This window comes from Sphingorhabdus sp. EL138, from assembly GCF_945890115.1.
GTDB lineage: Bacteria > Pseudomonadota > Alphaproteobacteria > Sphingomonadales > Sphingomonadaceae > Sphingorhabdus_B.
Window position 1 is genome coordinate 28,290 of sequence record NZ_CAMDCK010000014.1, and the last position, 23,313, is coordinate 51,602.

General features: G+C 56.4%; 27 protein-coding genes. 18 read left to right on the forward strand and 9 right to left on the reverse strand.

Translation table 11 applies throughout. The features are described 5' to 3' along the window. Positions 1-53: 53 nt before the first annotated feature. From Q0O07_RS08045 to Q0O07_RS08055, 3 genes are all read left to right on the forward strand, one after another. Positions 54-935 (forward strand): F0F1 ATP synthase subunit gamma, encoded by an 882-nt coding sequence (locus Q0O07_RS08045; RefSeq protein WP_295492322.1) that lies wholly within the window; start codon positions 54-56, stop codon positions 933-935. 27 nt (positions 936-962) lie between these two features. After that, positions 963-2,510, forward strand: a complete 1,548-nt coding sequence (gene atpD, locus Q0O07_RS08050) for a F0F1 ATP synthase subunit beta (protein ID WP_295492324.1) — start codon at positions 963-965, stop codon at positions 2,508-2,510. Between the two features lie 124 nt (positions 2,511-2,634). Next, complete coding sequence (locus Q0O07_RS08055) at positions 2,635-2,895, forward strand: ATP synthase F1 subunit epsilon (protein ID WP_295492326.1); 261 nt, start codon at positions 2,635-2,637, stop codon at positions 2,893-2,895. A gap of 24 nt (positions 2,896-2,919) precedes the next feature. Here Q0O07_RS08055 and Q0O07_RS08060 read toward each other — a convergent pair whose 3' ends face one another. Further along, positions 2,920-3,405, reverse strand: coding sequence for an SH3 domain-containing protein (locus Q0O07_RS08060; RefSeq protein ID WP_295492328.1), 486 nt, complete (start codon positions 3,403-3,405; stop codon positions 2,920-2,922). 95 nt (positions 3,406-3,500) lie between these two features. On the opposite strand from Q0O07_RS08060, the gene Q0O07_RS08065 reads away from it, so the two are divergent. Beyond that, positions 3,501-4,499 carry a D-glycerate dehydrogenase gene (locus Q0O07_RS08065; RefSeq protein ID WP_295492330.1) on the forward strand — a complete coding sequence of 333 codons (999 nt, stop codon included), beginning with the start codon at positions 3,501-3,503 and terminating at the stop codon, positions 4,497-4,499. Between the two features lie 609 nt (positions 4,500-5,108). Here the strand turns inward: Q0O07_RS08065 and Q0O07_RS08070 are convergent. Together Q0O07_RS08070 and Q0O07_RS08075 are read right to left on the reverse strand one after the other, a co-directional pair. Beyond that, the gene (locus Q0O07_RS08070) at positions 5,109-6,512 is read right to left on the reverse strand and encodes a nitronate monooxygenase (protein ID WP_295492332.1); all 1,404 of its coding nucleotides are present in this window, start codon (positions 6,510-6,512) and stop codon (positions 5,109-5,111) included. Between the two features lie 72 nt (positions 6,513-6,584). Then, positions 6,585-7,733 carry a glycosyltransferase gene (locus tag Q0O07_RS08075; RefSeq protein ID WP_295492334.1) on the reverse strand — a complete coding sequence of 383 codons (1,149 nt, stop codon included), beginning with the start codon at positions 7,731-7,733 and terminating at the stop codon, positions 6,585-6,587. Between the two features lie 37 nt (positions 7,734-7,770). On the opposite strand from Q0O07_RS08075, the gene Q0O07_RS08080 reads away from it, so the two are divergent. The 6 genes from Q0O07_RS08080 to Q0O07_RS08105 all read left to right on the forward strand — a co-directional run bounded on the left by Q0O07_RS08080 (position 7,771) and on the right by Q0O07_RS08105 (position 13,118). Further along, on the forward strand, positions 7,771-9,162 hold the full coding sequence (locus Q0O07_RS08080; protein ID WP_295492336.1) for a protein adenylyltransferase SelO family protein: 1,392 nt from the start codon (positions 7,771-7,773) through the stop codon (positions 9,160-9,162). Positions 9,163-9,249: 87 nt separating this feature from the next. After that, positions 9,250-10,017, forward strand: coding sequence for a uroporphyrinogen-III C-methyltransferase (gene cobA / locus Q0O07_RS08085; RefSeq protein WP_295492338.1), 768 nt, complete (start codon positions 9,250-9,252; stop codon positions 10,015-10,017). After that, positions 10,014-10,310 carry a DUF2849 domain-containing protein gene (locus Q0O07_RS08090; RefSeq protein ID WP_295492340.1) on the forward strand — a complete coding sequence of 99 codons (297 nt, stop codon included), beginning with the start codon at positions 10,014-10,016 and terminating at the stop codon, positions 10,308-10,310. The genes cobA and Q0O07_RS08090 overlap by 4 nt, the downstream gene beginning before the upstream one ends. Position 10,311: 1 nt before the next feature. Next, positions 10,312-11,940 (forward strand): nitrite/sulfite reductase, encoded by a 1,629-nt coding sequence (locus tag Q0O07_RS08095; RefSeq protein WP_295492342.1) that lies wholly within the window; start codon positions 10,312-10,314, stop codon positions 11,938-11,940. Further along, the gene (locus Q0O07_RS08100) at positions 11,933-12,355 is read left to right on the forward strand and encodes a DUF934 domain-containing protein (RefSeq protein WP_295492344.1); all 423 of its coding nucleotides are present in this window, start codon (positions 11,933-11,935) and stop codon (positions 12,353-12,355) included. The genes Q0O07_RS08095 and Q0O07_RS08100 overlap by 8 nt, the downstream gene beginning before the upstream one ends. Beyond that, positions 12,348-13,118, forward strand: coding sequence for a phosphoadenylyl-sulfate reductase (locus Q0O07_RS08105; protein ID WP_295492346.1), 771 nt, complete (start codon positions 12,348-12,350; stop codon positions 13,116-13,118). Before Q0O07_RS08100 ends, Q0O07_RS08105 begins: the two co-directional genes overlap by 8 nt. A gap of 122 nt (positions 13,119-13,240) precedes the next feature. Here the strand turns inward: Q0O07_RS08105 and Q0O07_RS08110 are convergent, their stop codons facing one another. After that, positions 13,241-13,642 carry a thioesterase family protein gene (locus tag Q0O07_RS08110; protein ID WP_295492348.1) on the reverse strand — a complete coding sequence of 134 codons (402 nt, stop codon included), beginning with the start codon at positions 13,640-13,642 and terminating at the stop codon, positions 13,241-13,243. On the opposite strand from Q0O07_RS08110, the gene Q0O07_RS08115 reads away from it, so the two are divergent. The 7 genes from Q0O07_RS08115 (at position 13,574) to Q0O07_RS08145 (ending at position 18,289) form a co-directional block, all read left to right on the forward strand. After that, the gene (locus Q0O07_RS08115) at positions 13,574-14,152 is read left to right on the forward strand and encodes a hypothetical protein (RefSeq protein ID WP_295492409.1); all 579 of its coding nucleotides are present in this window, start codon (positions 13,574-13,576) and stop codon (positions 14,150-14,152) included. The genes Q0O07_RS08110 and Q0O07_RS08115 overlap by 69 nt on opposite strands. 115 nt (positions 14,153-14,267) lie before the next feature. After that, positions 14,268-14,402, forward strand: coding sequence for a 50S ribosomal protein L34 (gene rpmH, locus Q0O07_RS08120; RefSeq protein WP_125230634.1), 135 nt, complete (start codon positions 14,268-14,270; stop codon positions 14,400-14,402). A 23-nt stretch (positions 14,403-14,425) separates the two neighbouring features. Then, positions 14,426-14,761: a ribonuclease P protein component gene (gene rnpA, locus Q0O07_RS08125; protein WP_295492350.1), complete on the forward strand. Its 336-nt coding sequence runs from the start codon at positions 14,426-14,428 to the stop codon at positions 14,759-14,761. Between the two features lie 153 nt (positions 14,762-14,914). Beyond that, positions 14,915-15,127, forward strand: coding sequence for a membrane protein insertion efficiency factor YidD (yidD, locus tag Q0O07_RS08130; RefSeq protein ID WP_295492352.1), 213 nt, complete (start codon positions 14,915-14,917; stop codon positions 15,125-15,127). 34 nt (positions 15,128-15,161) lie between these two features. Next, complete coding sequence (gene yidC / locus Q0O07_RS08135) at positions 15,162-16,934, forward strand: membrane protein insertase YidC (RefSeq protein ID WP_295492354.1); 1,773 nt, start codon at positions 15,162-15,164, stop codon at positions 16,932-16,934. After that, a complete protein-coding gene (gene yihA / locus Q0O07_RS08140; RefSeq protein WP_295492356.1) occupies positions 16,931-17,551 on the forward strand; it encodes a ribosome biogenesis GTP-binding protein YihA/YsxC in 621 nt (206 codons plus the stop codon). Before yidC ends, yihA begins: the two co-directional genes overlap by 4 nt. 75 nt (positions 17,552-17,626) lie before the next feature. After that, positions 17,627-18,289, forward strand: coding sequence for a glutathione S-transferase family protein (locus Q0O07_RS08145; RefSeq protein WP_295492403.1), 663 nt, complete (start codon positions 17,627-17,629; stop codon positions 18,287-18,289). A 7-nt stretch (positions 18,290-18,296) separates the two neighbouring features. Here the strand turns inward: Q0O07_RS08145 and aroC are convergent, their stop codons facing one another. Genes aroC through Q0O07_RS08170 form a run of 5 tightly spaced genes read right to left on the reverse strand, consistent with a single transcriptional unit; the run spans position 18,297 to position 22,662 of the window. Next, entirely contained in the window at positions 18,297-19,373 is a 1,077-nt protein-coding gene (gene aroC, locus Q0O07_RS08150; RefSeq protein WP_295492358.1) for a chorismate synthase, read from the reverse strand. Between the two features lie 50 nt (positions 19,374-19,423). Continuing rightward, a complete protein-coding gene (gene fabI, locus Q0O07_RS08155) occupies positions 19,424-20,251 on the reverse strand; it encodes an enoyl-ACP reductase FabI (protein ID WP_295492360.1) in 828 nt (275 codons plus the stop codon). A gap of 7 nt (positions 20,252-20,258) precedes the next feature. Further along, positions 20,259-21,221 carry a YihY/virulence factor BrkB family protein gene (locus Q0O07_RS08160; RefSeq protein WP_295492362.1) on the reverse strand — a complete coding sequence of 321 codons (963 nt, stop codon included), beginning with the start codon at positions 21,219-21,221 and terminating at the stop codon, positions 20,259-20,261. Further along, entirely contained in the window at positions 21,214-22,140 is a 927-nt protein-coding gene (locus Q0O07_RS08165) for a DnaJ C-terminal domain-containing protein (RefSeq protein WP_295492364.1), read from the reverse strand. Before Q0O07_RS08165 ends, Q0O07_RS08160 begins: the two co-directional genes overlap by 8 nt. A gap of 54 nt (positions 22,141-22,194) precedes the next feature. After that, positions 22,195-22,662: an ABA4-like family protein gene (locus Q0O07_RS08170; RefSeq protein ID WP_295492366.1), complete on the reverse strand. Its 468-nt coding sequence runs from the start codon at positions 22,660-22,662 to the stop codon at positions 22,195-22,197. Between the two features lie 51 nt (positions 22,663-22,713). Between Q0O07_RS08170 and pdxH the strand changes: the two genes are divergently transcribed. Beyond that, positions 22,714-23,310, forward strand: coding sequence for a pyridoxamine 5'-phosphate oxidase (pdxH, locus tag Q0O07_RS08175; protein ID WP_295492368.1), 597 nt, complete (start codon positions 22,714-22,716; stop codon positions 23,308-23,310). Positions 23,311-23,313: the final 3 nt, after the last annotated feature.

Consider the following 23,313-nt stretch of genomic DNA (forward strand, 5'->3'; position numbering starts at 1 on the left):
GTTCAGGAGTTGGATTCCCGCAGACGCGGGAATGACGACAGTGAGGAAGTTAGATGGCGTCTCTTAAGGCCCTCAAAATGCGGATCAACTCGGTCAAGTCGACTCAGAAGATCACCAAGGCGATGAAGATGGTCGCCGCTGCAAAGCTGCGTCGGGCAACCGAAGCGGCCGAAGCATCGCGCCCTTATGCCGAGCGGCTTGAGGCAGTGGTGTCAAGCATCGCGTCCAAGGTTTCTGTTGGCCCGCAATCGCCAAAGCTGCTTGCAGGTAGCGGCAAGAATGACGTGCATTTGTTCGTTGTCGCGACCAGTGACAAGGGCCTTGCCGGTGCGTTCAACACCAACATCGTCCGCCTCGCCCGCCGTCAGGCCGAAGCATTGAAGGCCGAAGGCAAGACCGTCAAATTCTATACCATCGGGAAAAAGGGCCGCGATCAGCTGAGCCGCACTTTCCGTGGTGATATCATCCACAGCATTGAACCCGGCGATCTGGGCAAGCTGACCTTTGCCGATGTGCAAAATTGGGGCGAAGATTTGACCGCGCGGTTTGAAGCGGATGAATTCGACGTCGCTCATTTATTCTTCAGCAAATTTGACAATGTGCTGACACAAACACCAACCCAGATTCAGCTGATGCCCGTTGCAGTGACCGCTGATGAAGGTGACGTGGTTGGCCTGTCCGCGACGGTGGAATATGAACCCGACGAAGAAGAAATTCTCGCCGAATTGCTGCCGCGCAATGTGGCCGTACAGCTGCTGCGCGCAAACCGCGAAAATGCGGCGTCGGAGCAGGGTTCGAAAATGACGGCCATGGACAACGCAACGCGCAACGCGGGCGACATGATCAACAAGCTGACCATTCAATATAACCGCACGCGCCAAGCGGCGATTACCACTGAACTCATCGAAATTATTGCGGGCGCCGAAGCGCTCTAACGACATCCAAAGGCAAGGAAGAAACACATGGCTACCGCCCCTAAAAAGACCGCCGCTAAAAAGGCGCCTGTGAAAAAGGCCGCTGCAACCAAGGCTCCCGCTCCAAAGGCTGGCGCTGGCCAAACCGCGATTAACGTCGCTGGTGCAACTGGCCGTATCAGCCAGGTCATTGGCGCTGTTGTCGACGTAACATTCACTGGCCAGTTGCCATCGATTTTGTCGGCACTTGAAACCGACAATAACGGCAACCGCTTGGTCCTCGAAGTTGCGCAGCATTTGGGCGAAAACACCGTTCGCACGATCGCCATGGACGCAACCGAAGGTCTGACCCGTGGTCAGCCAGTGCGTGACACCGGCGCGCAGATTTCTGTGCCCGTTGGTCCCATGACCCTTGGCCGTATCATGAACGTGATTGGCGAACCCATTGACGAACGTGGCCCCGTTGGCGCGGCAAAGTCCAACCCAATCCACGCAGAAGCGCCTTTGTTCACCGACCAGTCGACGGAAGCTGAAATTCTCGTCACCGGTATTAAGGTTATCGACTTGCTCGCGCCATATGCAAAGGGCGGCAAGATCGGGCTGTTCGGCGGCGCTGGCGTTGGCAAGACCGTTTTGATTCAGGAACTGATCAACAACATCGCAAAGGGCCATGGCGGCGTTTCGGTGTTTGCTGGCGTGGGTGAGCGTACCCGCGAAGGAAACGATCTGTATCACGAATTCCTCGACGCTGGCGTTATCGCCAAGGATGCCGATGGCAACCCAACCCCAGAAGGTTCCAAGGTTGCGTTGGTCTTCGGTCAGATGAACGAGCCTCCCGGTGCGCGTGCACGCGTTGCTTTGTCGGGCCTGACCATGGCGGAATATTTCCGCGATGAAGAAGGTCAGGACGTATTGTTCTTCGTCGACAACATCTTCCGCTTCACGCAGGCTGGTTCCGAAGTGTCCGCACTTTTGGGCCGTATTCCTTCGGCTGTGGGCTATCAGCCAACTTTGGCAACCGACATGGGTCAGTTGCAGGAGCGTATTACGTCCACCACCAAGGGTTCGATTACCTCGGTTCAAGCCATTTACGTTCCCGCAGATGACTTGACCGACCCTGCACCAGCCACGTCATTTGCCCACTTGGATGCAACGACGACGCTGAACCGCGCGATTTCGGAGCTTGGCATTTATCCCGCCGTTGACCCGCTTGACTCGGTCAGCCGCGTTTTGACGCCAGCCGTTGTTGGCCAAGAGCATTATGACACCGCCCGCCGCGTTCAGGAAACGCTGCAAAAATATAAATCGCTGCAGGACATTATCGCGATTTTGGGCATGGACGAATTGTCAGAAGACGACAAAACGACCGTAACCCGCGCTCGTAAGATTCAGCGTTTCTTGTCACAGCCTTTCCATGTTGCGGAAGTCTTCACCGGCATCTCCGGCAAATTCGTTCAGGTCGAAGACACCGTGAAGTCATTCAAGGCAGTCGTCGACGGCGAATATGACCATCTTCCAGAAGCGGCGTTCTTCATGGTCGGCGGCATCGAAGAAGCGGTTGCAAAGGCAGCCAAAATGGCTGCGGAAGCGGCATAAGTTCAATTCCCCTCCCGCCTGCGGGACGGGTTAGGGGTGGGGCGAGCCAGCGGCTCGCTTGCTACCTCATCGTTGAAGCCCACCCCCGGCCCCTCCCGCCTGCGGGAGGGGAGAAGGATAGAAAATGGCACTCAAATTCGAACTGGTAACCCCTGAGAAGCTCTATCGCTCGGACGACGTCTATATGGTCGTCGTTCCGGGCACTGAGGGCGATTTCGGCGTGTTGGAGGGCCATAGCCCGATGATGAGCACATTGCGCAACGATGCGGCGCTGGAGATTTACAAAACGCAAGGCGCAACGCCGGAGCGCCTGATGATCGCGGGTGGTTTTGCCGAAGTGAACGCGAGCGGTCTGACGGTTCTCGCGGAACGCGTCGAAGCGTAAGCTTCGCGCGTTTGTAGCGCTTGTTTACAGCGCCTCATCGCCCCAAATACGCGCCGTTTCGATATAGCCGTACCGACCATTGGTTTCAAAACGGCAATAACCCTTTTCGCATGCATCAATGACGCCGACCACACCGGGTTCAACGCGCCATGAAATATGCGCGTTGGCTTGAGGCGAGTCGCGCAATGCGCCGATCTGTTTTCCCATAACGATGGCGGTCTGCTTGGGGCTTAGCAACCGGACGTGGAGCCAGCCTTGGTCGCCATTGGAGTCTTGGACTTTGCGCCAGACGCTGTGGACCGCGACAACCTTCACTGGCAAATTCTGTCTTTTGTACACCCAACTAACTGGAAATTCAGTACTCGGCCCTGAACGCATGCGGGCTTCAGCCTTCTGAATGGACGCCCAATAAGGCGGCTTTCGCTGCGCCTGTCCAGCGGCAGACGCCGCACCCAAAAAAGCGAGCGCAACTGCGCCGTAGCGCAGGATCGATTTGTTCTGATGAGCCATATTCTTTACCATCGTTTGCATCTTATACGGCAAGCGTTGTGGCGAGCGCAACCATCCTGTCTTGACCTTATCGCAAATTCCGCTTTAGTCAGTCTATGCCAGAACTAAGCCGCATCGAACGTCCATCCATCCGCGTCACCCGCAGCTTGCTCCCTGCGGTTGAAAAACGCATGGCGGAGTTGTTCGACGCCAGTTTCAATGCCGACGACATCCCATTAAGCCGTGACGCATTGGTCGCCGCGATGGCCGATTGCGACGTGCTTGTGCCTACGGTCACAGACAGCATCGATGCAGAGATTATCGCCGCCGCCCCGCCCCGGCTCAAGCTCATCGCCAGCTATGGCGCAGGCGTCAACCATATCAACCTTGCCGCTGCCAAGGCGAAGGGGATCATGGTCACCAATACGCCAGGGGTATTCACGGACGATACCGCCGACCTAACGATGGCCCTCATCCTCAACGTCCCCCGCCGCCTTGGCGAAGGCCAGCAAGTCATGCGCAACGGCGAATGGCGCGGCTGGAGCCCAACGGGCATGCTTGGCCACCGGATTGGCGGCAAGACGTTGGGCATCATCGGGCTGGGCCGTATTGGGGAGGCCGTAGCGGTGCGCGCCAAGGCCTTTGGCCTAAATATCCTCTACAATAAACGCCATCGCTTGCCGGCCAGTGTCGAGGATGAATTGGGCATAGTCTTTGAACCCGACATTGACCGGATCATGGCGCGGTCGGACATTATCAGCCTGCATTGCCCGTTAACCGCAGAAACCGACAATATCATCAATGCCGACCGCATCGCACAGATGAAAGCGGACGCCTATATCATCAACAGCTCGCGCGGGGAGTTGATTGACGAGGATGCGTTGATTGAAGCCCTGCAAACGGGCCGTATCGCGGGCGCCGGGTTGGACGTCTATACGCATGAGCCCGCGGTGGATTCGCGGCTATTCAACATTCCCAATGTGGTGTTGCTCCCCCATTTGGGCAGCGCAACCTTTGAAGGCAGAGAAGCCTCGGGCGAACGCGTGATTACCAACATCCGCATGTGGGCAGACGGCCACAGACCGCCAGACCAAGTCTTGGAAGGCTGGCAATAAACGAAGCGCCGCCTTCTATGAAACCAGCGGCGGCGCGGCGGGCATCACGCGGTTTGCGTGTGACGGGGATAAGGTGATTTTCACATTAATTCCGGCCCCTAAGTTTACAAACTTATACGCAAAACGCGGTATTTCTGTAAACTTACCGCAACGTTGCGAATTTGGCTTACAGCGTGCGAAAGCGGGGGTTGGGGTCAACATATTCAAAGAGCCGGTCCCGCAAATATTGCGGGCGTGGCGCACAGAATCTCAAACCAAATCCTACATTACAAGCGAAAGCTGTTTCGGGGTTATCGCAATTGTCGGCGTAATTCCTCTGTCACCGTAATTCCTTAGTTCCTCGTCATTCCCGCGTAGGCGGGAACCCAACTCATGACAGCGGCATTCTCAGCAACGGTGATGGTGCATTCTTGCGTGGGAGTTGGGTTCCCGCCTGCGCGGGAATGACTTAGCGTTTTGGGGAAATGGCGCATGGAGCAAACTACCGTCATAGTACAAAGCTATTTCGGGGATGACGCAATTGTCACCGGAATTTAAATCCCGCCAACAGGCCCGTCATCTCCAAAACAGCCCTGCGCCATCACCCCTTGGGCCTGACATGACCCAACATCAATCGCCCGTTAAAATACGGTCTATCAATTGCTGCACCGTCGGGACAAAGCCGTTTGAATAAAACGGATCTTTCCCGAACAGATAGGCGCTGTGTCCGGCGAACATCAGATTTTCGTCAATGGGCGCGCCGTGGGCGATGTTCTGCAGCGCCTTTTGAATGCAAAAGCTGCGCGGGTCGGCAAGGCGGCCTGTGGAGTTATTGTCATGGTCCTTCCACGACGAAAAACCGCAATGCGACAAACATCCCATGCAGTCCTTTTGGTCTTTCCGGATAACATCGCCGGAAGATGGCGTGACGAACACAAGCGAATTGTCCGGCGTTTTCAGCGCCACGGTAAACCCGCGCGCATCCCATTCGCGGGCCTTCATCAGGTCGGCTTGGGTAACCCAGAAATTCTTACCCTTCACGCCCACATCCAATTGCGCGGTATGTTCCGCGTCGGCGGCCTGCACATAGGGTATTTGTCGTGCCGAACGCGCCTGAAGCTCCAAAAGAAACGGGTTGATGACCGCGCTGGAGTAAAAGCCCGTTGGCGAAAATTGATGCAGCAGCACGCCGTCTTCTGGAATTTTCGTCAACGCGTCTTTCCAACCGGCGGGAATGGGGCTTTCTTGCGTCAGCAGCGGACGTGTGCCCAATTGGAACGCAATCTGCCCAAGTTCGGGATTATCAATCCAGTTGTTCCAGTCGCGTAAATACCACACGCCGCCGGCCATGATGATGGGCACATCATCCGAAATGCCTTCAACGCGCATGACATCGCGCAGGGCCTTTACGCGGGGATAGGGGTCTTCGGGGCTGCGCGGGTCTTCGGCATTGGACAGGCCGTTGTGGCCACCGGCAAGCCATGGATCTTCATAAACGACCGCACCGAGCCATTCCGGCACCTTGTGATAGGCACGCTTCCACAAGGCGCGGAACGCGCGCGCGGAGCTGACGATGGGTAGATAATAGACGCCATATTGCGCGGCAATCTCGGATAGCTTGTATGGCATGCCAGCGCCGCAGGTGACGCCCGTGACCATGCCCTTGGTGGCTTCAAGGATGCCGTGCAAGATGCGTTGGGCACCGCCCATTTCCCACAGTATGTTGATGTTAATGGCGCCGCGCCCATGGGACATTTCATGCGCAAGCTTCACCTGCGCGATGCCGCCGCGAATGCCATATTCGACAAGTTCTTCATGCCGTTCGGCACGCGTTTTGCCAAGGAAGACTTGCGGGATCATGTCGCCATTTTCGTCGTAACTGTCGGCATTTACGGCTGATACTGTGCCGATGCCGCCGGCCGCCGCCCACGCGCCAGAACTTGCATGATTGGTCGCCGCAACGCCCTTGCCGCCTTCGACCAATGGCCATACTTCACGGCCACCATAGATAATGGGTTTGAGACCCTTGAACACAAAGATTACCTTTAAAATACGCGTTAAAGCGCGGTTTCGTGCGCTTCTCTCCATTGGCGCTATCGCAAATGTTCAGCTTTGTCGCGCAAAATCGGCACGTTTCATGGCAGAGCCATAAAGCTGCCGATAGCGCGCGAACATCGTCTCCTCATCATATTGAGAACAGGCCACTAAGCGGTTTGCAGCGGCCAATGTTTCGCGAAGTGCCGCATCCTTTGCCAGGCTAGCGATAGCCAAAGCCAGCGCGTCCTCATCAGCGCGGGCAACGATGAAGGGGCGGTTCTCGCGCGACACGATAGTTCGGATATCCCCCACATCCGTGGACAATATGGGCAGCGCGCTGGTCATCGCTTCAACCAATGCAACGGGATATTGTTCGCTATCCGACGACAGCGCAAAAATGTCGAAAAGCCGGATATAGCGGGCCGGGTCTCGCAAATAGCCGGGCATCATCACGCGGTCGGCGATGCCAAGCCGCGTGGCCTCTGATAGGATGACGTCACGGTCCGGCCCTTCGCCGACAATGGCCAGCCGGATATGCGGGCCAGCCGCCGCGACCGCACGCAATAATCGGGGTAAATTCTTTACCTTATGCAGCCCGGCAATCGTGCCAACGACAATTTCTCCATCGCGTTTCTGAAACCCCGGAAAGGAGCCGCGTTGCGGACGGCGGTTATAATGTTTGGTATCAATGCCGTTGGGAAAGCGGGCGATTTTCTCCAGCGGTTGATGCCAGACGGTTCGGGCAATGTGCTCAAGCGTTTTGGATGGCACGACAAGCGCGTCAGACCGTTGCAGCGCGATAGTGCGGAACCAATTGCGGTGCCATTTCAGCCGATCCACCTCATCATGCTCAAACCCATCCTCATGATGAATGAGCGGCGGCAATTTCATGCTGCGCGTAAACAAGGTATGCGCCATCACGCCATCCATCGCGCCGAAATTATAACTGAGCACGAGGTGGAATTTCTTCATGTAGCTGGCCAAGCGGCGATAGCGGCCCATGCTAGGCATTCCGGCAAGCGAAGGTGCTGCGTCTTTGGGGAAGCTGACCTTCACACGCCGATCTAAGTCATGCGATGCGCCAAAGGCATCGGGAATGGCCGACAATACCGTGTGTTCGGCCTGATCGCCAAAATGATTCATCAGGCGCACCGTGCGCGCTTGCGGATCACCTAAATCAAAGCTGCTATGCAAATGCAGGATGCGAACCGCCGCCATACTTGTGTTTACCTCATGCACCGTCCAGATGCGTTAGATGAATATGAAACCGTCTCATTCCCCCTACCGCCCTGATCCAATAATCGCCAGTCTTGGTGCAAAAATCGGCGATGCTGTCCGGCCTGCACATTTTCCGGAGACGATCTTGCGCTTTCGTAATGATCGTTGGGCAGCGACCGTCGGCCTAGCAGATTATGACGACGCCGCATGGATCCGCCATTTTGGCCGCTTCGAACCCCTGCCCGACAATATGCCTGAACCACTGGCTTTGCGCTATCATGGCCACCAGTTTCGCGTCTATAATCCTAACATTGGCGATGGTCGCGGTTTCCTGTTTGCGCAAATGCGCGATGGCGACGGCCGCTTGCTTGATCTGGCCACCAAAGGATCGGGCACCACGCCTTATAGCCGCCGTGGCGACGGCCGCCTAACGTTAAAAGGTGGGGTGCGCGAGATATTGGCGACCGAAATGCTAGAGGCTTTGGGCGTCAACACCTCCAAAACATTTTCGATTATTGAAACCGGCGAAGAATTGATGCGCGGTGATGAACCCTCACCCACAAGGTCGGCGGTGATGGTCCGGTTGAGCCATAGCCATATCCGCATTGGCAGTTTTCAGCGCGTCGCCGCAGAGGGTGATGCCGACTTCATGCAGCAGCTTATCACTTACTGCCTGACGCAGCTCTATGATGTCGCCCCGGCGGAAAATCCTGCGGCGCAATTGCTTGGGCTGGCGGTCGAACGGGTCGCTGATCTTGCCGCATCCTATATGGTCGCGGGCTTTGTCCATGGCGTCCTCAATACCGACAATATCAATATTACCGGCGAAAGCTTCGATTATGGGCCTTGGCGCTTCACCGAATATTGGGACCCGCAATTCACGGCCGCCTATTTCGACGAATCTGGTCTGTACGCCTTTGGCCGACAGGCCGAAGCGCTGCATTGGAATTTGGGGCAATTGGCAGTTGCGCTGCGCTTGGTATCGGATGCGCCCCCGTTGATTGCGGCGCTGGAGCGTTTTCCCCTTCTGTATCAGCAAGCCATCATCCGGCGCTTTCTCTGGCGCTTGGGCGTTGCGTCACGCGGAGAGGCATTGGACAGGCAATTGGTCGAAGCCGCAGAACGCAGCATGTCGCGGGAGAAAATTGCAATCGATCAATTCTTCTATCGCTATCGCCACGGCAACGCTGATGCGTGCGAAGCGCCCGGCGAATATGAGGCGGCCTTTGCCGCCTTGCTGCGCGATTACGCGCCAGTGGACGGTGATCGCCACGATTATTGGGCGAAGGGCGCAATCTGTTCGATGGTGATCAACGAGGTGGAAGATATCTGGCAGGCCATATCGCAAAAGGATGACTGGCACGTGTTGCAGCGCAAAATTTGTGCTATTCGGGAGATGGGGCAAGCCCATATTTCGCCCAGCTTTTAGCGACAAAAGCATCCGCTAAAGTTCTTCTAAGCCTTGGCCAACTTATCCTGATTTGATGCTGGCGGCGATATTACCCATCATGACAAGATGGAACAAGCACGCGTATATTTGGTGGGCGCTGGCCCTGGCGACCCCGAACTGTTGACGGTGAAGGCCGTGCGGTTGATTTCGACCGCGGACGTTGTGGTGCATGACGGCCTCGTCGATGACGCGGTTATGGCGCTCATCAATCCTGCCGCACGGCTCATTTCCGTCGCCAAAAGGCGCTCCCGCCATTCAGTGCCGCAAGACGGCATCAACGACATCCTCGTGCGTGAGGCGCAGGCTGGCCATATGGTCGTGCGTTTGAAAGGCGGCGATCCGTTCATTTTCGGACGCGGCGGCGAAGAGGCGGAAGCCTGCCGCGACGCTGGCATCGACGTGGAGGTTGTTCCCGGCATCTCTGCCGCGATGGGCGGTGCAGCAGCGACGATGTTGCCGCTGACCCACCGCGATGCCGCAAGCGCCGTGACCTTCGTCGCGGGCCAGTGCAAGGGCCTGACCGACCAGAATTGGGCGGGCCTTGCGGGTAAAGACCGCACATTGGTGATTTACATGGGTATCGCGACGGCGGCGGATATTACCGAAAAGCTCATTTGCGATGGCCTATCACCCGATACACCTGTGGCGGTGTTGGAGCGCGCGACACGGCCCGATTCCCGCGCCATGCGTACCATATTAACCGACCTTGGCGACATGATCGCGCGCGAAGGCGTTATGTCGCCCGCCATCATCATTGTCGGCGATGTCGTCCTGAAATCCGATGCCGAAAACCGGTTGTTCCATTTTGCCAAGCAGGCGGAGAAAATTGCGTGAAATTACTGACGGGAAATGATTTGGTCTCTGGCGCCGTGACCTGGTGGACGGGCAATGGCTGGTCCCTCCATGTCGAAGATGCCGCCGATGTTGGCGAACATGGTGAGGCGATACTCCACGCCGAGGAAGGCGCACGCCGGGTTAACGCGCCTTACATCATCGACGCGCTGCCAACCGGAGACGGTCCGCGCCCGGCACATATTAAGGACCGCATCCGCGCGCTGGGACCAACCGTGCGCACAGACCTCACACTCAAGCCTGCCGATCCTGCGGCTGGTGACTGGATAATCTGATATGTATAAATATGACAATTATGACCAAGCGATGGTGGACGCGCGCGTCGCCGAATTTCGTGACCAAATAACCCGCCGCATTGCCGGGGACATGACGGAAGATCAGTTCAAACCCCTGCGGTTGATGAACGGCCTTTATCTCCAATTACATGCCTATATGCTGCGCGTTGCCATTCCTTATGGCACGCTCGATTCACGGCAAATGCGGATGCTGGCGCATATCGCGCGCAAATATGACCGCGATTATGGCCATTTCACCACGCGCCAGAATATTCAGTATAATTGGATCAAGCTGGAGGATTGTGCCGATATCCTAGAAGAGCTGGCCACGGTCGAAATGCATGCCATTCAAACGAGCGGCAATTGCATCCGCAACATTTCGTCTGACCAATATGCAGGCGCTGCGGCTGACGAGGTCACGGACCCGCGCCCTTGGGCCGAATTGTTGCGCCAATGGTCCACCTTCCATCCGGAATTCAGCTACCTACCGCGTAAGTTCAAAATTGCGGTGATTGCGTCGTCCGAGGACCGCGCAGCCATGCGTTTACACGACATCGGGCTTGAGCTGATCCGCCAAGATGGCGAATTGGGCGCGCGGGTCTTTGTCGGCGGCGGCATGGGCCGCACGCCGATGATTGCGCCCGAAATCAATCCCTTTGTAAAAGCGGACGATCTGCTGAGTTATTTGGAGGCGTGCCTGCGCGTGTACAACCGCTACGGACGGCGGGACAATATCTACAAAGCGCGGATCAAGATCCTCATCCATGAAATCGGCGCGGACGCATATCGCCGTCAGGTCGCAGAAGAATTCGCGCATGTGAAAACATTGGGGATCGACCCGCCTTTGGCCGAGCTGGAACGAATTAGCGCCTTTTTTGCCCCGCCGGCTTATGATGCCGCAAATGTAGAACCGGACCGCAATGATCCTGATTTTGCCCTGTGGCTTGACCAAAATGTAAAGCCGCACAAGCAAGCGGGTTACGCCATCGTCAACATCAGCCTGAAGCCTATTGGCGGCATTCCGGGCGACGCGACATCCACGCAAATTGATGTCATGGCTGACCTCGCGGAAAAATATAGCTTTGACGAATTGCGCGTCACCCATGCACAGAATATCGTCCTGCCTTATGTGGCAAAGCGTGACCTTTATTCCGTGTGGCAAGCGTTGCGTGAGGCCGAATTGGCCGACGCCAATCTTGACCTGATCAGCGATATCATCGCCTGCCCCGGCCTTGATTATTGTAGCCTTGCTAATGCCCGTTCGATCCCCGTCGCACAGAAAATTGCGACACGTTTTGCCGACATGGACCGGCAGCGCGATTTGGGCGAGTTGAAGCTTAAAATTTCGGGCTGCATCAATGCCTGCGGACATCATCATGCAGGGCATATCGGCATATTGGGCGTCGATAAAAAAGGCGTGGAAAATTACCAGCTAACCTTTGGCGGCTCTGGCGCGGAAGACGTCAGCATCGGAAAAATCATTGGCCCCGGCTTTGACGAAGACGGCGTTGTCGACGCGGTGGAAAAAGCGACAGAGGTCTACAAAGCATTGCGGGAGGGCGATGAACGTTTCGTCGATACCTATCGCCGTGTCGGCCTCGAACCGTTTAAGGAGGCGATTTATGGTTGAGTTTCGTTATCGCACCGACGAAGTCACCGAACAGCCCTCGGTCACGCTGGATGCGTTTCTGGACCAGTCCAACGCGACCGCTGTTCGGTTGGAACCCGACGATGATGCACGGGCTTTAATCCCTTTCCTTGACCGGCTGACGCTGATCGAAGTGGCCTTCCCCAAATTTCGCGATGGCAGGGGCTATAGCGCCGCACGCATATTGCGGGAGGCTGGATATCAAGGCGAGTTGCGCGCGCAAGGTGACGTTTTGGTTGACCAGATTGCGTATATGCGCCGCTGCGGCTTTGACAGCTTCGCCCCCGAAGCTTCGTTAAATCCGGACGCGGTGGCACGAGCGCTCGCACATTATGACCATGCCTATCAAGGGGCCGCCGATAGCGTCGTGCCTATTTGGAAGCTACGGCATGGGTAGCAAGGTCCGCATCGCCGATCGTATCAACACCGTCCCGCGTTATACAGACGGCGACGCGGTTCGCCTGAATAACATGTTCCGGGGCCGCGATACATTTGAGATGCTGACCATCTTGCTGCGCGAGAATATGTTGGGCGATGCGGCTGTGGTCTCTAGCTTCGGCGCGGAAAGCGCGGTTTTGCTCCACCTCATCGCAAGCATCGATCCAACGATACCCGTCTTGTTTTTGGACACGGGCAAGCATTTTCCGGAGACGATACAGTATCGGGAAGAGCTCCGGTCCAAGCTCGGTTTGTTAGATTTACGTATCCTGACCCCCGACCCAATTTTGCTCCAGCAAAAAGACGAAACGGGCCTGCGTTGGTCCTATGACCCTGATGGTTGCTGCGAAATCCGCAAAGTGCAGCCGCTAAATGCCGCTTTGGCTGGCTTTGATGCACAGTTTACGGGGCGCAAAGCGTTTCAATCGTCCACGCGCCGCGCCTTGCCGCGGTTTGAAATCGAAAATGGCCGTTTGAAGATTAATCCGCTCGCCGATTGGGACCACGCCAAAATCGACGCTTATATGGCCCAGCATGCTTTGCCTGCGCATCCCTTAGTGGAACTGGGCTATCCCTCAATTGGCTGCTCCCCCTGCACCACTAAAGTTGCGCCAGGCGAAGACCCGCGCTCGGGTCGTTGGAAGGGCTGGGACAAGGTGGAATGTGGCATACACAATGCCGTGACGCCAATTGGAGATGGCGCAGACGACCCTATTTTTTGAGGACTTGCAACGCACCCCATGCGTCATCCTGAACGCACCCCATTCGTCATCCTGAAACAAGTGCAGGATGACGGGGCTTTGGCAACACATGTCAGCCAAAACGCCGCGCGGCCAATCCAGAATCAATCCCTGCTGAAAAAATACGCCTGCACATCGGCGGCAATCCGCGCAGGCCGCAGTGTTTTTGCATCAACGCAGCACCAGCTCGACTTCACCTCGGCAAGAACGTCCTCGCCACGCTTAATCACCGTTTCGTAAAATGACCGCGCGCCATGCACCTTTTCAAGCACCACCGATGCAATCACCTCATCATCAAGAAATGCTGGTTTGCGGTATGTAATCTCATGCTTAAGCGCGACCCAAAGATATTTCGCCGCCGTTTCTGGCGGGGCAAGCTTGTTCCAATGCGCCAGAACCGCCTCTTGCACCCAGGTCAAATAACATGCGTTGTTCACATGCCCCATGAAGTCGATGTCAGCAGGCACAACGCCTATGCGGTGAAGATGAGAGAGAGCGAATGTCATTATATCTTCATTATAAGCGATTATACAGGGAGATACAGCCCTATTGCGGTGAAACGATGCATAAATGCTGGCGGTTACGGACAATGCTACAGATTTTTTATTTCTGCAGAAACTGCTTGGTCGCGACATGAACTTGCAGCACCCGTTTCTGTATCCCACATGACACATATGCACCGCTCGAAACGAAAAAACTGGGGCGACATCCCTGCCTATCGCTGGTCGATGGTCGTTTTGGGTTGGGTGCTGATCGTTGCGGCGCCTTTGGTCAGCTGGCTTCCAGGCCCAGGCGGAATAGCGCAGTTCATCATAGGACTCGGCGTGGTCCTTAAACATTCGCTTTGGGCAAAGAAACGATATTCGCGGCTTTCCAAGCAACATCCCGAATATGCCCGCTGGGCAAATTGGGCACTGCGGCGCAACAAGGTCAAAGGCCGCCCGCCATTTCCCGACATCAAACGCGACATCTTGTACCTGTTCCGGCGCGACGACATCGAAATGAAAATGCCCTGACTTGTATTGACTTTTCGCCATGCCAATCGTAACGGCCACTGCAACAGAAAGGGTCGCTGCGCAGATTCGGCGACCATTTTCATTTTAAGACGCAAAAAATTTAAGGATTACAGTCATGAAGCGCACTTTTCAGCCGAGCAATCTCGTGCGTGCCCGTCGCCACGGTTTTCGTCTCCGCATGTCAACCGCTGCGGGCCGCAACATCCTGAACGCCCGTCGCGCACGCGGCCGCAAGAAGCTGTCGGCTTAATAAGCGAGCAGGCGGACCGCGACATGCGCGGTTATAGCGTCATCACAAAAAGGTCAGACTTTCTGACTGCCAACCGGGGGAAGCGATATGCAACTCCCGGTTTTGTTTTGCTTGTGAAAGACAGGCAGGACGAAACCGCCGAGATTCGGTTGGGCATTACCATCACCAAGAAAGTGGGCAACGCCGTCATCCGCAACCGCATGCGTCGCCGCTTTCGCGCCTTAGCGCAGGAAATGCTGGCGGACAAAGGCAAGGCAGGCGCGGATCATATCCTGATTGGCCGCGACAGCGGCATCGAACGGGACTTTGACGCATTGCGCAGCGACATGGTCAAGGCGTTGGGGAAGTTATGCGGCTGACGAACAATAACCCGAATCCTCCCCATCGACTTGCGATGGGGAGGTGGCACGCCAACGGCGTGACGGAGGGGTCTTCAAGCATAGAGGCCCCTCCACCCTTCGCTGCGCGAACGGTCCCCCTCCCCATCGCAAGTCGATGGTGAGGATAAAAAGATGCTAGCGCGCCTCTTCATCCTAATCGCACGGGCCTGGCAAATCGGCCCATCGCGCATTTTGCCGCCGACGTGCCGTTACAGCCCAAGCTGTTCGGCTTATGCGATTAATGCGCTGCAAAAATATGGCGCAATTAAGGGTGGCTGGCTGGCCATCAAACGGCTATTGCGCTGCCAACCTTGGGGTGGGCACGGACATGATCCCGTGCCATGACGCTCAACTTACGGATTAACGGGGAATTTTAGACGTGGACGATAAACGCAACCTGATATTTGCAGTATTGCTGACGGGCCTCATCCTGTTCGGCTGGCCTTATGTCGCCAGCTATTTCTTCCCCACACCAGCGCCCGTCGCCAGCACAGCATCATCCGCCGCCAACCCCGCAGGCGCGGCAACCTCTGATGTGTCTGTCGAAGCTGCACCTGCCAAGGCGCAGGCCGTTCCACTGGGCAATGCGCTGCAATCTTCGGCGCGAATCATGGTCGAAACACCAAAGCTGAAGGGCTCAATCAATCTTGAGGGCGCGAAAATCGACGACCTCGTGTTGCTGACCCACCGCACAGAGCTGGCCAAGGATTCGGCTCCGGTTCGCCTTTTCGCGCCATCTGGCACCAAAAACGCCTATTTCGCGCGCTTTGGCTGGGCCGGTACGGGCATCATAGCGCCAGACGACAAGACCGTGTGGACACCCAGCGGCAACAAGCTGACGCCGTCTACGCCTGTGACCTTAAGCTGGACCAATGGGCAAAGTCAGAAGTTTGAAATCGCATTGTCGATTGACGACAATTTCATGATCACGGCAAAGCAGCGTTTCACCAATGGAGGCACGGCCCCTGCCGAAATCGCCAATTTCGCGTTGCTCAGCCGCACAGGCAAGCCCGCCGACGCAACGTCAGGCGGCTCCATATTCACGCATATCCATATCGGCCCCATGGGCGTTTTCGATGACAAGCCCAATTATGACTGGGGCTATGTCGATGTTGCCGAAAACAAAGGCGAAGCATCGTTTACCAGCACGGGCGGCTGGCTTGGTTTCACCGACAAATATTGGCTCGGCGCGGTGATTCCGGATCAGAAAACGCCAGTATCGGCCAAGTTCCGCGCAAGCGGCGACGTCTATCAGGCACAGGTAATCCCAACGCGTTATACCAGCGTTGCCGCAGGCGCGGCATATGACAGCAATTCACGTCTGTTTGCCGGCGCCAAGGAAATGGCTGTCCTCGCCGCTTATTCGCAAGATTTGGGTATTCCCTATTTGGACTATGCCATTGACTGGGGTTGGTTCTGGTTCATCGCCATTCCGTTCTTCTGGATTCTCCATTGGCTGTTTGGCGTATTCGGTAACTTCGGCCTTGCGATCATTGGGCTGACCATCATTGTCCGGTTGTTCATGTATCCGGTCGCGCAAAAACAATTTGCGTCCATGGCGCAGATGCGTGCGGTGCAGCCTAAGTTGAAGGCGCTGCAAGAACGCTGGAAAGACGACAAGCCGCGTCTGCAGCAGGAAATGATGACTTTGTACAAGGAAGAGAAAGTAAACCCGCTCGCGGGCTGCCTGCCGGTTGTGCTTCAAATTCCAATCTTCTTTGCGCTGTATAAGATACTCTTGCTGTCGATTGAAATGCGTCATCAGCCCTTTGTCTTGTGGCTTCAGGATTTGTCCGCACCCGATCCTTCGGCGCAGTTGCTGTTCAATCTGCTGGGCACTGGCATCACCCTGCCAGCCTTCATCGCCATCGGTGTTCTGCCGATCCTGCTTGGCGTGACGATGTGGCTGATGCAGAAGCTTAATCCGCAGCCGATGGACGAAGTGCAAAAGCAGGTTTTTGCCGTCATGCCATGGTTCCTGATGTTCATCATGGCCCCATTTGCCGCTGGTCTTCAGTTGTATTGGGTGATGTCGAACCTCGTGTCGATTGCCCAGCAAAAATGGCTATATTCGCGCCACCCAGTGTTGCGCGAACAAATGGCGCGCGACGCCGACGAAAAGGCGCAGGCGAAGGCGAACGCAAAGGCGTGACCGAAACGACGACCAAAATCTTTTCAGGGCCAATCAGCTTCCTGAAATCTGCGCCGAAACTTGAATTTCTGCCCGAACCAACGGTGCCAGAAATCGCGTTTGCGGGTCGGTCTAATGTCGGCAAGTCCAGCCTGATCAACGCGCTCGTCAACCGCAACAATCTGGCGCGCGCCTCAAATACGCCGGGCCGCACACAGGAATTGAACTTCTTTGATGTGGGCGACCCTGCCGTATTTCGGATCGTCGATATGCCGGGCTATGGATATGCCAAAGCACCGATCAAGACCGTGCAGCAATGGCGGTACCTGATTAATGATTATCTGCGTGGCCGCGTGGTGTTGAAACGTGTCTTCGTCCTGATCGATAGTCGCCACGGCATTAAGGAGGTCGATCATGACATCATGTCGATGCTCGATAGCGCCGCGATCAGTTACCGTATCGTGCTGACCAAGACCGACAAGATCAAGGCCAGCGACTTAGCCGCGGTTGAAACCGATACGATGGCAAAGCTGCGTAAGCATGTTGCGGCGTATCCTGACCTATCGGTGACCTCCGCCGAAAAACGCGGCGGGATTGAGGAACTGCGCACGGCGGTGTTGGAAGCCGTGGCGTCTTAGGCGACATTTGCGCAGGCTTTGCTTTTCTGCCCCTCGACACAATCACAAACAGCCGCCATGAATAAGCGCATGACCTTGAAACTGATCATTGGCAACAAAGCCTATTCAAGCTGGTCGCTGCGCGGCTGGCTCGCGGCGAAACAATCCGGCCTGCATTTTGAAGAGGTCATTGTTCCTTTATTTGACCAGAACTGGGACGAGCGCAAACGCGCGGCAGACCTTGCGCCATCGTCGGGCAAGGTGCCCATTTTGTGGGATGGAGAGGCGGTGGTCTGGGACAGCCTTGCGATCATCGATTATCTCGCCGACAAGGTCGGGCGTGACCGTTATTGGCCCAAGGACGCAGTCGCGCGCGGCATGGCGCGTTCCATGGCTGCGGAAATGCATGCGGGTTATTTGTCCTTACGCCGCGAATGCCCGATGAACACGCGCAGGACGGTTACCGATGTAACACTGTCCGAAGAAACCCGCGCCGATGCTGTCCGCATATTGCAAAACTGGGCAGAGGCACGTTCGCGCTTTGGCAAGGAAGGGCCATATCTGTTCGGCACCTTCAGCGCGGCCGACATCATGCTTGCACCCGTGGTCACGCGCTTTGTGACGTACGGCTTTACGCTTCCCGGCTTTGCCCAGGCCTATGCCGACGCCATCCTGACGCATCCATGGATGGAACAATATTATGCCGCCGCAGCGCAAGAGCCATGGACGATAGACCGCATCGAGAGTGCTTTTACTTAATCCACCTCTAACCGCATTGCGCGCGGTGCAGCAGCTTCTGATCCGCCAGCACCAGCGCCATCATCGCCGCGACCACGGGCGTGCCCCTGATGCCCACGCAAGGGTCATGGCGGCCCTTGGTGACGATGTCCGTAGCCTCGCCTTCGTTCGTGACCGTCTCAACCGGCGTAAGAATGGAAGAGGTCGGCTTGAACGCCACGCGCACCAAAATAGGTTGCCCCGTTGAAATGCCGCCCGCGATGCCGCCTGCATTATTCGCCAGAAATTCAGGATGGTTTGACCCTGCGCTGGCTGGCCGCATCCGGTCGGCATTTTCCTCACCACGCAACCGCGCTGCGCCAAAGCCTGCGCCAATCTCCACGCCTTTTACCGCGTTGATGCTCATCATCGCTGACGCCAGCTCGCTGTCGAGTTTGGCGTAAAGCGGCGCGCCCCAACCGGGGGGGACGCCCGTAGCAACACATTCGATGACCGCGCCCAAGGAGGAGCCAGCCTTGCGCGCTTCATCCACCAATTTTTCCCAGCGCCCCGCCGCCGCTTCATCGGGGCAAAAGAACGGGTTTTTATCAATTTGTGATGCTTCAAAATTATCGCGATTAATCGCATCGCCGCCGATTTCGGCGACATAGGCCATGATGCCCACATCCGGAATGACAGCGCGCGCCACTGCACCCGCCGCAACCCGCGCCGCAGTTTCACGGGCGCTCGACCGGCCACCGCCGCGATAGTCGCGAAAGCCATATTTGGCGTCATAGCTGTAATCGGCATGGCCGGGACGATAGGCCTTTGCGACGTCGGAATAATCCTTCGACCGTTGGTCGACATTTTCGATCATCAGCGAAATCGGCGTGCCTGTCGTCCGGCCTTCAAATACGCCGGACAAGATACGCACGGCATCGGGTTCCTGCCGCTGCGTGGTGAAGCGCGACGTGCCGGGACGCCTTTGGTCCAAAAATGGCTGAATATCCGCCTCAGACAAAGCAAGGCCCGGAGGACAGCCATCGACCAACGCGCCCAGCGCCGGACCATGCGATTCGCCCCAAGTCGAAAAACGGAAGACGCGGCCAAAGGTATTAAAGCTCATTTGCTGTTTCCGTTTTCTTCATATGCGCCAAACGCTATGCCCCTCAAACATTAGGAGAGAGCAACATCAGGAGCATCCTCCTGCTTCATGCCGACGGTGTGATAGCCTGCGTCAACATGGTGGATTTCGCCCGTTACCCCTGCGGCAAGGTCGGACAGGAAATACAGCGCCGAGGAACCGACATCATCAATCGTGACATTACGGCGCAGCGGCGTGTTCAGCTCATTCCATTTCAATATATAGCGGAAATCGCCAATGCCCGACGCCGCCAGCGTCTTGATGGGGCCAGCCGAAATGGCGTTGACGCGAATGCCCTGCGGCCCCACGTCATTGGCCAGATATTTGACCGACGTTTCCAGCGCAGCCTTTGCTACGCCCATGACATTATAATGCGGCATAACCTTTTCCGCGCCATAATAGCTCAATGTCAGCAACGACCCGCCGCCTTCGCCGGTTTCGGGATCGAGCGGCTTCATCAACGCGGCGGCACGCTTGGCAACGGCGGTAAAGCTGTAAACGCTGATGTTCATGGTCATCAGGAAGTCGTCCAACCCGACCTCAAAATATTTGCCGCGCAACGCCTCTTTATTGGTGAAGCCAATGGCGTGCACCACAAAGTCGATAGTTGGCCATTTGTCCGCCAGCGTTTCAAACGCGCGGTCGAGATTGGCCATGTCAGCGACATCGCAATCGATCAGGAAATCGCAACCAAGCTGCGCCGCCAATGGCCGCACCCGTTTTTCCATCACTTCGCCTTGATAGCTGAAGGCCAGTTCCGCGCCTTCGGCATGCAAACGCTTTGCGATACCCCATGCGAGCGACTTATCATTGGCAAGCCCCATAATCAGCCCGCGTTTACCAGCCATCAATCCGGTCATAATATCCTCATTCATCAGCTATATTGGCGTTGGCTTGCCTTAGTCCATTTTCATGGGCGTTGGCCAGCGCCGCGTTCAACTGCGCCCCTGTTACCAAGCCAAGGCCGATCAGGTAAAAGAAAATAAGCGCCAGCATCACGCCTGCTAGGCTGCCATAAGCCAGATCATAATTGTTAACGCTCGATAGGAACATGGGCAGCAACGCGGTTAGCCCCAGCCACCAAATGCTTACAAAGGCGGCCCCAGGCCATTTTGGAAAATCGGCAGAGCGATATTTGGACGGTGTGAGGCCAGCGAAAATGACGTAAATCGCCGCACATAAAACGACAAAAGGAATGATACGACCCCACGCAAAATAGCTCGCCACCGTCTGCGCCGTGGGGATGTAGCGATAGACAAGATCCTCCGCCGCAGTGACCATCACCTGCGCGGAAAACGCGACCATCGCCAGCACGACCGAAGCGATGATCGCACCCAGCGAGCCCAGCCGGTAATGCCAAAACGCACGGCTGGGTGTTGCACCATAAGCGCGATGCAAAACGTCGCGAAAGGTTTCGATAAGACTGGCCGCCGTCCACAGGCTGACCCCCGCACTCAACCACAATAACGGACCCGAGCGCGCCGTCATCGCGGACTGGACGGGGACTTGAAGGGCGCTCGCGACACTTGGCGGCACAGTTTTAAAAAAGGCTTCGATTAACGCAAGGCCAGACTCGGTTTGGCCAAAGGCACCCGCGATCGCCGCAGCCACCACGCAAAAGGCGAATAAGGACAGCAAGGACAGATAGGCAAAATTGCCGGCATGAATGAAACCGTCACTATACACGCCCATGCCAACGCGCTTGGCCACTTCAACGACCTGACCCGGAAGGCCAAGCCGCGCAAACCATGTGGCTTCGCTTATCTCGGCATGCGTTGTCGCCGGAAGATGCGCCCGCGCCTCCGGTGACAGAGGCGAAATTTCAGACACCCATATTCTCCCTGACAGGGCTGTCCGAAAGAACATCACTTATCCGCGCAAGTTCCGCCGGGTCTGTCGGCAAATATATCATGAGCGCCACAAGCTGATCCCCCCGCGCGCCGGTCTTAAGGGTAAAGCCGCGCCCCTTGATCCGCAGGACAGCACCTGAATTGGTGCGCGGCGGCACGGTCAACATCACGGCGCCATCAACCGTCGGCACTTTGACCTTGCCGCCCGCCACCGCCTCTTTCAGTGAAATCGGCAGGTCGATACGGATATTGTCACCATCCCGCACCAAATGCGGATGCCTGCCGATTTTCAACGTCACCATCGCGTCGCCATGGCCGCCGGGGCCGGGCTGTCCCTTGCCGGGAATACGGATTTGCTGTCCGGCAACTATGCCAGCGGGCAGTTTGAATTCTACTGTCTTGCCCTCACCCAGCGTCATGCGTTGTGGCGCAAGCGTGGCCGCGTCCGTGAATGACACCAGATGTGCATAGGCGATATTCGCGCCCTTGGGCGGCGGTGCGTGCTGCGGACGTGGGCCGGGACCAGCGCCGGGACGTGCACCGGCCCCGCCGCCAAACAGACCATCAAAGATATCGCCCAAGTCAATGCCGCCGCTGCCGAAGTCGAAATTGCCACCTGCTGGGCCACCTTGGCCATGGCCGCCACCGCCGCCAAAAGGATTACCCGCAAAGCGCGGCTGCCCGTTTTCGTCAATCTCCCCGCGATCATATTGACCGCGTTTTTTGGCGTCGGACAATAGATCATAAGCCTGCGTCACTTCGCTGAACCGGTCCGACGCTTTGGGATTGTCCTTGTTCTTGTCGGGGTGCAATTCCTTCGCCAGCTTGCGATAGGCGACCTTAATCGCCTTGTCGTCCGCGCCCTTGGACACACCTAATATGGAATAAGGATCTGCCATTCTTGTCCCTGTTATCTTAATACCCGTTCTAGATTGGCATTAAAGCCCCGGGATTCAACTTGGAAGCACTGCATTATTGGGTTTTTCACCCTTTAATTGGCGTAGCAGAAGATAGAGCAGCAAGCCAATCGGTCCAGACATCAGGGTAAAAAACAAAATCGGGGCCTGCAGCCAGCGAGATATTTTATGCGCGTCGGCGTTGCGCGCAATCCATATGCCGACAAACAGGTCAAAGGCCAAATAATGGATCCAGCCAATCGTTGCACCGCCAGGCGAGTCAAACAGCGCCATTATGCCTGCCAAAGTCGTAAAATCCGCTGACGGACGCCCCACGGGTCCACCATCCGAAATCAGGCCTGCCATCAACGGAATGATCAAGCCAGCGTAGAGACATGCAAGCAACACCGTGCCTGCAAAAAATACCAAAGGAACAATAATCTCGCGTTTCGGCACAAGTGCCAAAATCACCCAACACAGCAACGCCCATAGATTGGCGAGCCCAAATATCATGTCCCAGTTCATTTTATTGCCTAGCCCCTTTTAACCCGCATCAGTCTAGCCTATCGGTGGATTATGGAAAGACCTGATCCCTATAGCCTGTTCGACGACTGGTTTGCCGAAGCGCGGACGAGCGAAATAAATGACTCCAACGCCATGGCATTGGCCACCACAGGGGCCAATGGCCAGCCGTCGGTGCGGATGGTGCTGTTGAAAGGCCATGGCCGCGATCTTGGCACGCATGGCGGATTTATATTCTACACCAATTTTGAAAGCCGCAAGGCGACGCAATTGTCCGACAATAAAAATGTCGCCTTGCTGTTTCATTGGAAATCCTTGCGACGGCAAATCCGGATTGAGGGTGCGGCTAGTCCAGTCGATGATGCGACCGCTGATGCCTATTTCGCCACCCGATCGCGCAATTCCCAACTTGGCGCATGGGCATCTGACCAGTCGCGCCCGCTTGCCGACCGCGCCACTTTTGAAGCACGCTTTGCCGAAGTAGAGGCCCGTTTTGACGGTCAAGACGTCCCACGCCCGCCGCATTGGTCGGGATGGATGGTCAGCCCGAACCGTATCGAATTTTGGCAAGACCGCGAATTCCGCCTGCACGAACGCTGGCTGTATGAACGGGATGGGGACGGCTGGACCACTGGCATGCTGTACCCATGACAT

Coding starts and splice junctions, on each gene's coding strand:
- Q0O07_RS08045 (WP_295492322.1), top strand. CDS start 54: ATGGCGTCTCTTAAGGCCCTCAAAATGCGGATCAACTCGGTCAAGTCG.
- atpD (WP_295492324.1), top strand. CDS start 963: ATGGCTACCGCCCCTAAAAAGACCGCCGCTAAAAAGGCGCCTGTGAAA.
- Q0O07_RS08055 (WP_295492326.1), top strand. CDS start 2,635: ATGGCACTCAAATTCGAACTGGTAACCCCTGAGAAGCTCTATCGCTCG.
- Q0O07_RS08060 (WP_295492328.1), bottom strand. CDS start 3,405: ATGGCTCATCAGAACAAATCGATCCTGCGCTACGGCGCAGTTGCGCTC.
- Q0O07_RS08065 (WP_295492330.1), top strand. CDS start 3,501: ATGCCAGAACTAAGCCGCATCGAACGTCCATCCATCCGCGTCACCCGC.
- Q0O07_RS08075 (WP_295492334.1), bottom strand. CDS start 7,733: ATGGCGGCGGTTCGCATCCTGCATTTGCATAGCAGCTTTGATTTAGGT.
- Q0O07_RS08080 (WP_295492336.1), top strand. CDS start 7,771: ATGAATATGAAACCGTCTCATTCCCCCTACCGCCCTGATCCAATAATC.
- cobA (WP_295492338.1), top strand. CDS start 9,250: ATGGAACAAGCACGCGTATATTTGGTGGGCGCTGGCCCTGGCGACCCC.
- Q0O07_RS08095 (WP_295492342.1), top strand. CDS start 10,312: ATGTATAAATATGACAATTATGACCAAGCGATGGTGGACGCGCGCGTC.
- Q0O07_RS08100 (WP_295492344.1), top strand. CDS start 11,933: ATGGTTGAGTTTCGTTATCGCACCGACGAAGTCACCGAACAGCCCTCG.
- Q0O07_RS08105 (WP_295492346.1), top strand. CDS start 12,348: ATGGGTAGCAAGGTCCGCATCGCCGATCGTATCAACACCGTCCCGCGT.
- Q0O07_RS08115 (WP_295492409.1), top strand. CDS start 13,574: ATGCCCCATGAAGTCGATGTCAGCAGGCACAACGCCTATGCGGTGAAG.
- Q0O07_RS08110 (WP_295492348.1), bottom strand. CDS start 13,642: ATGACATTCGCTCTCTCTCATCTTCACCGCATAGGCGTTGTGCCTGCT.
- rpmH (WP_125230634.1), top strand. CDS start 14,268: ATGAAGCGCACTTTTCAGCCGAGCAATCTCGTGCGTGCCCGTCGCCAC.
- rnpA (WP_295492350.1), top strand. CDS start 14,426: ATGCGCGGTTATAGCGTCATCACAAAAAGGTCAGACTTTCTGACTGCC.
- yidD (WP_295492352.1), top strand. CDS start 14,915: ATGCTAGCGCGCCTCTTCATCCTAATCGCACGGGCCTGGCAAATCGGC.
- aroC (WP_295492358.1), bottom strand. CDS start 19,373: ATGAGCTTTAATACCTTTGGCCGCGTCTTCCGTTTTTCGACTTGGGGC.
- fabI (WP_295492360.1), bottom strand. CDS start 20,251: ATGACCGGATTGATGGCTGGTAAACGCGGGCTGATTATGGGGCTTGCC.
- Q0O07_RS08165 (WP_295492364.1), bottom strand. CDS start 22,140: ATGGCAGATCCTTATTCCATATTAGGTGTGTCCAAGGGCGCGGACGAC.
- Q0O07_RS08170 (WP_295492366.1), bottom strand. CDS start 22,662: ATGAACTGGGACATGATATTTGGGCTCGCCAATCTATGGGCGTTGCTG.
- pdxH (WP_295492368.1), top strand. CDS start 22,714: ATGGAAAGACCTGATCCCTATAGCCTGTTCGACGACTGGTTTGCCGAA.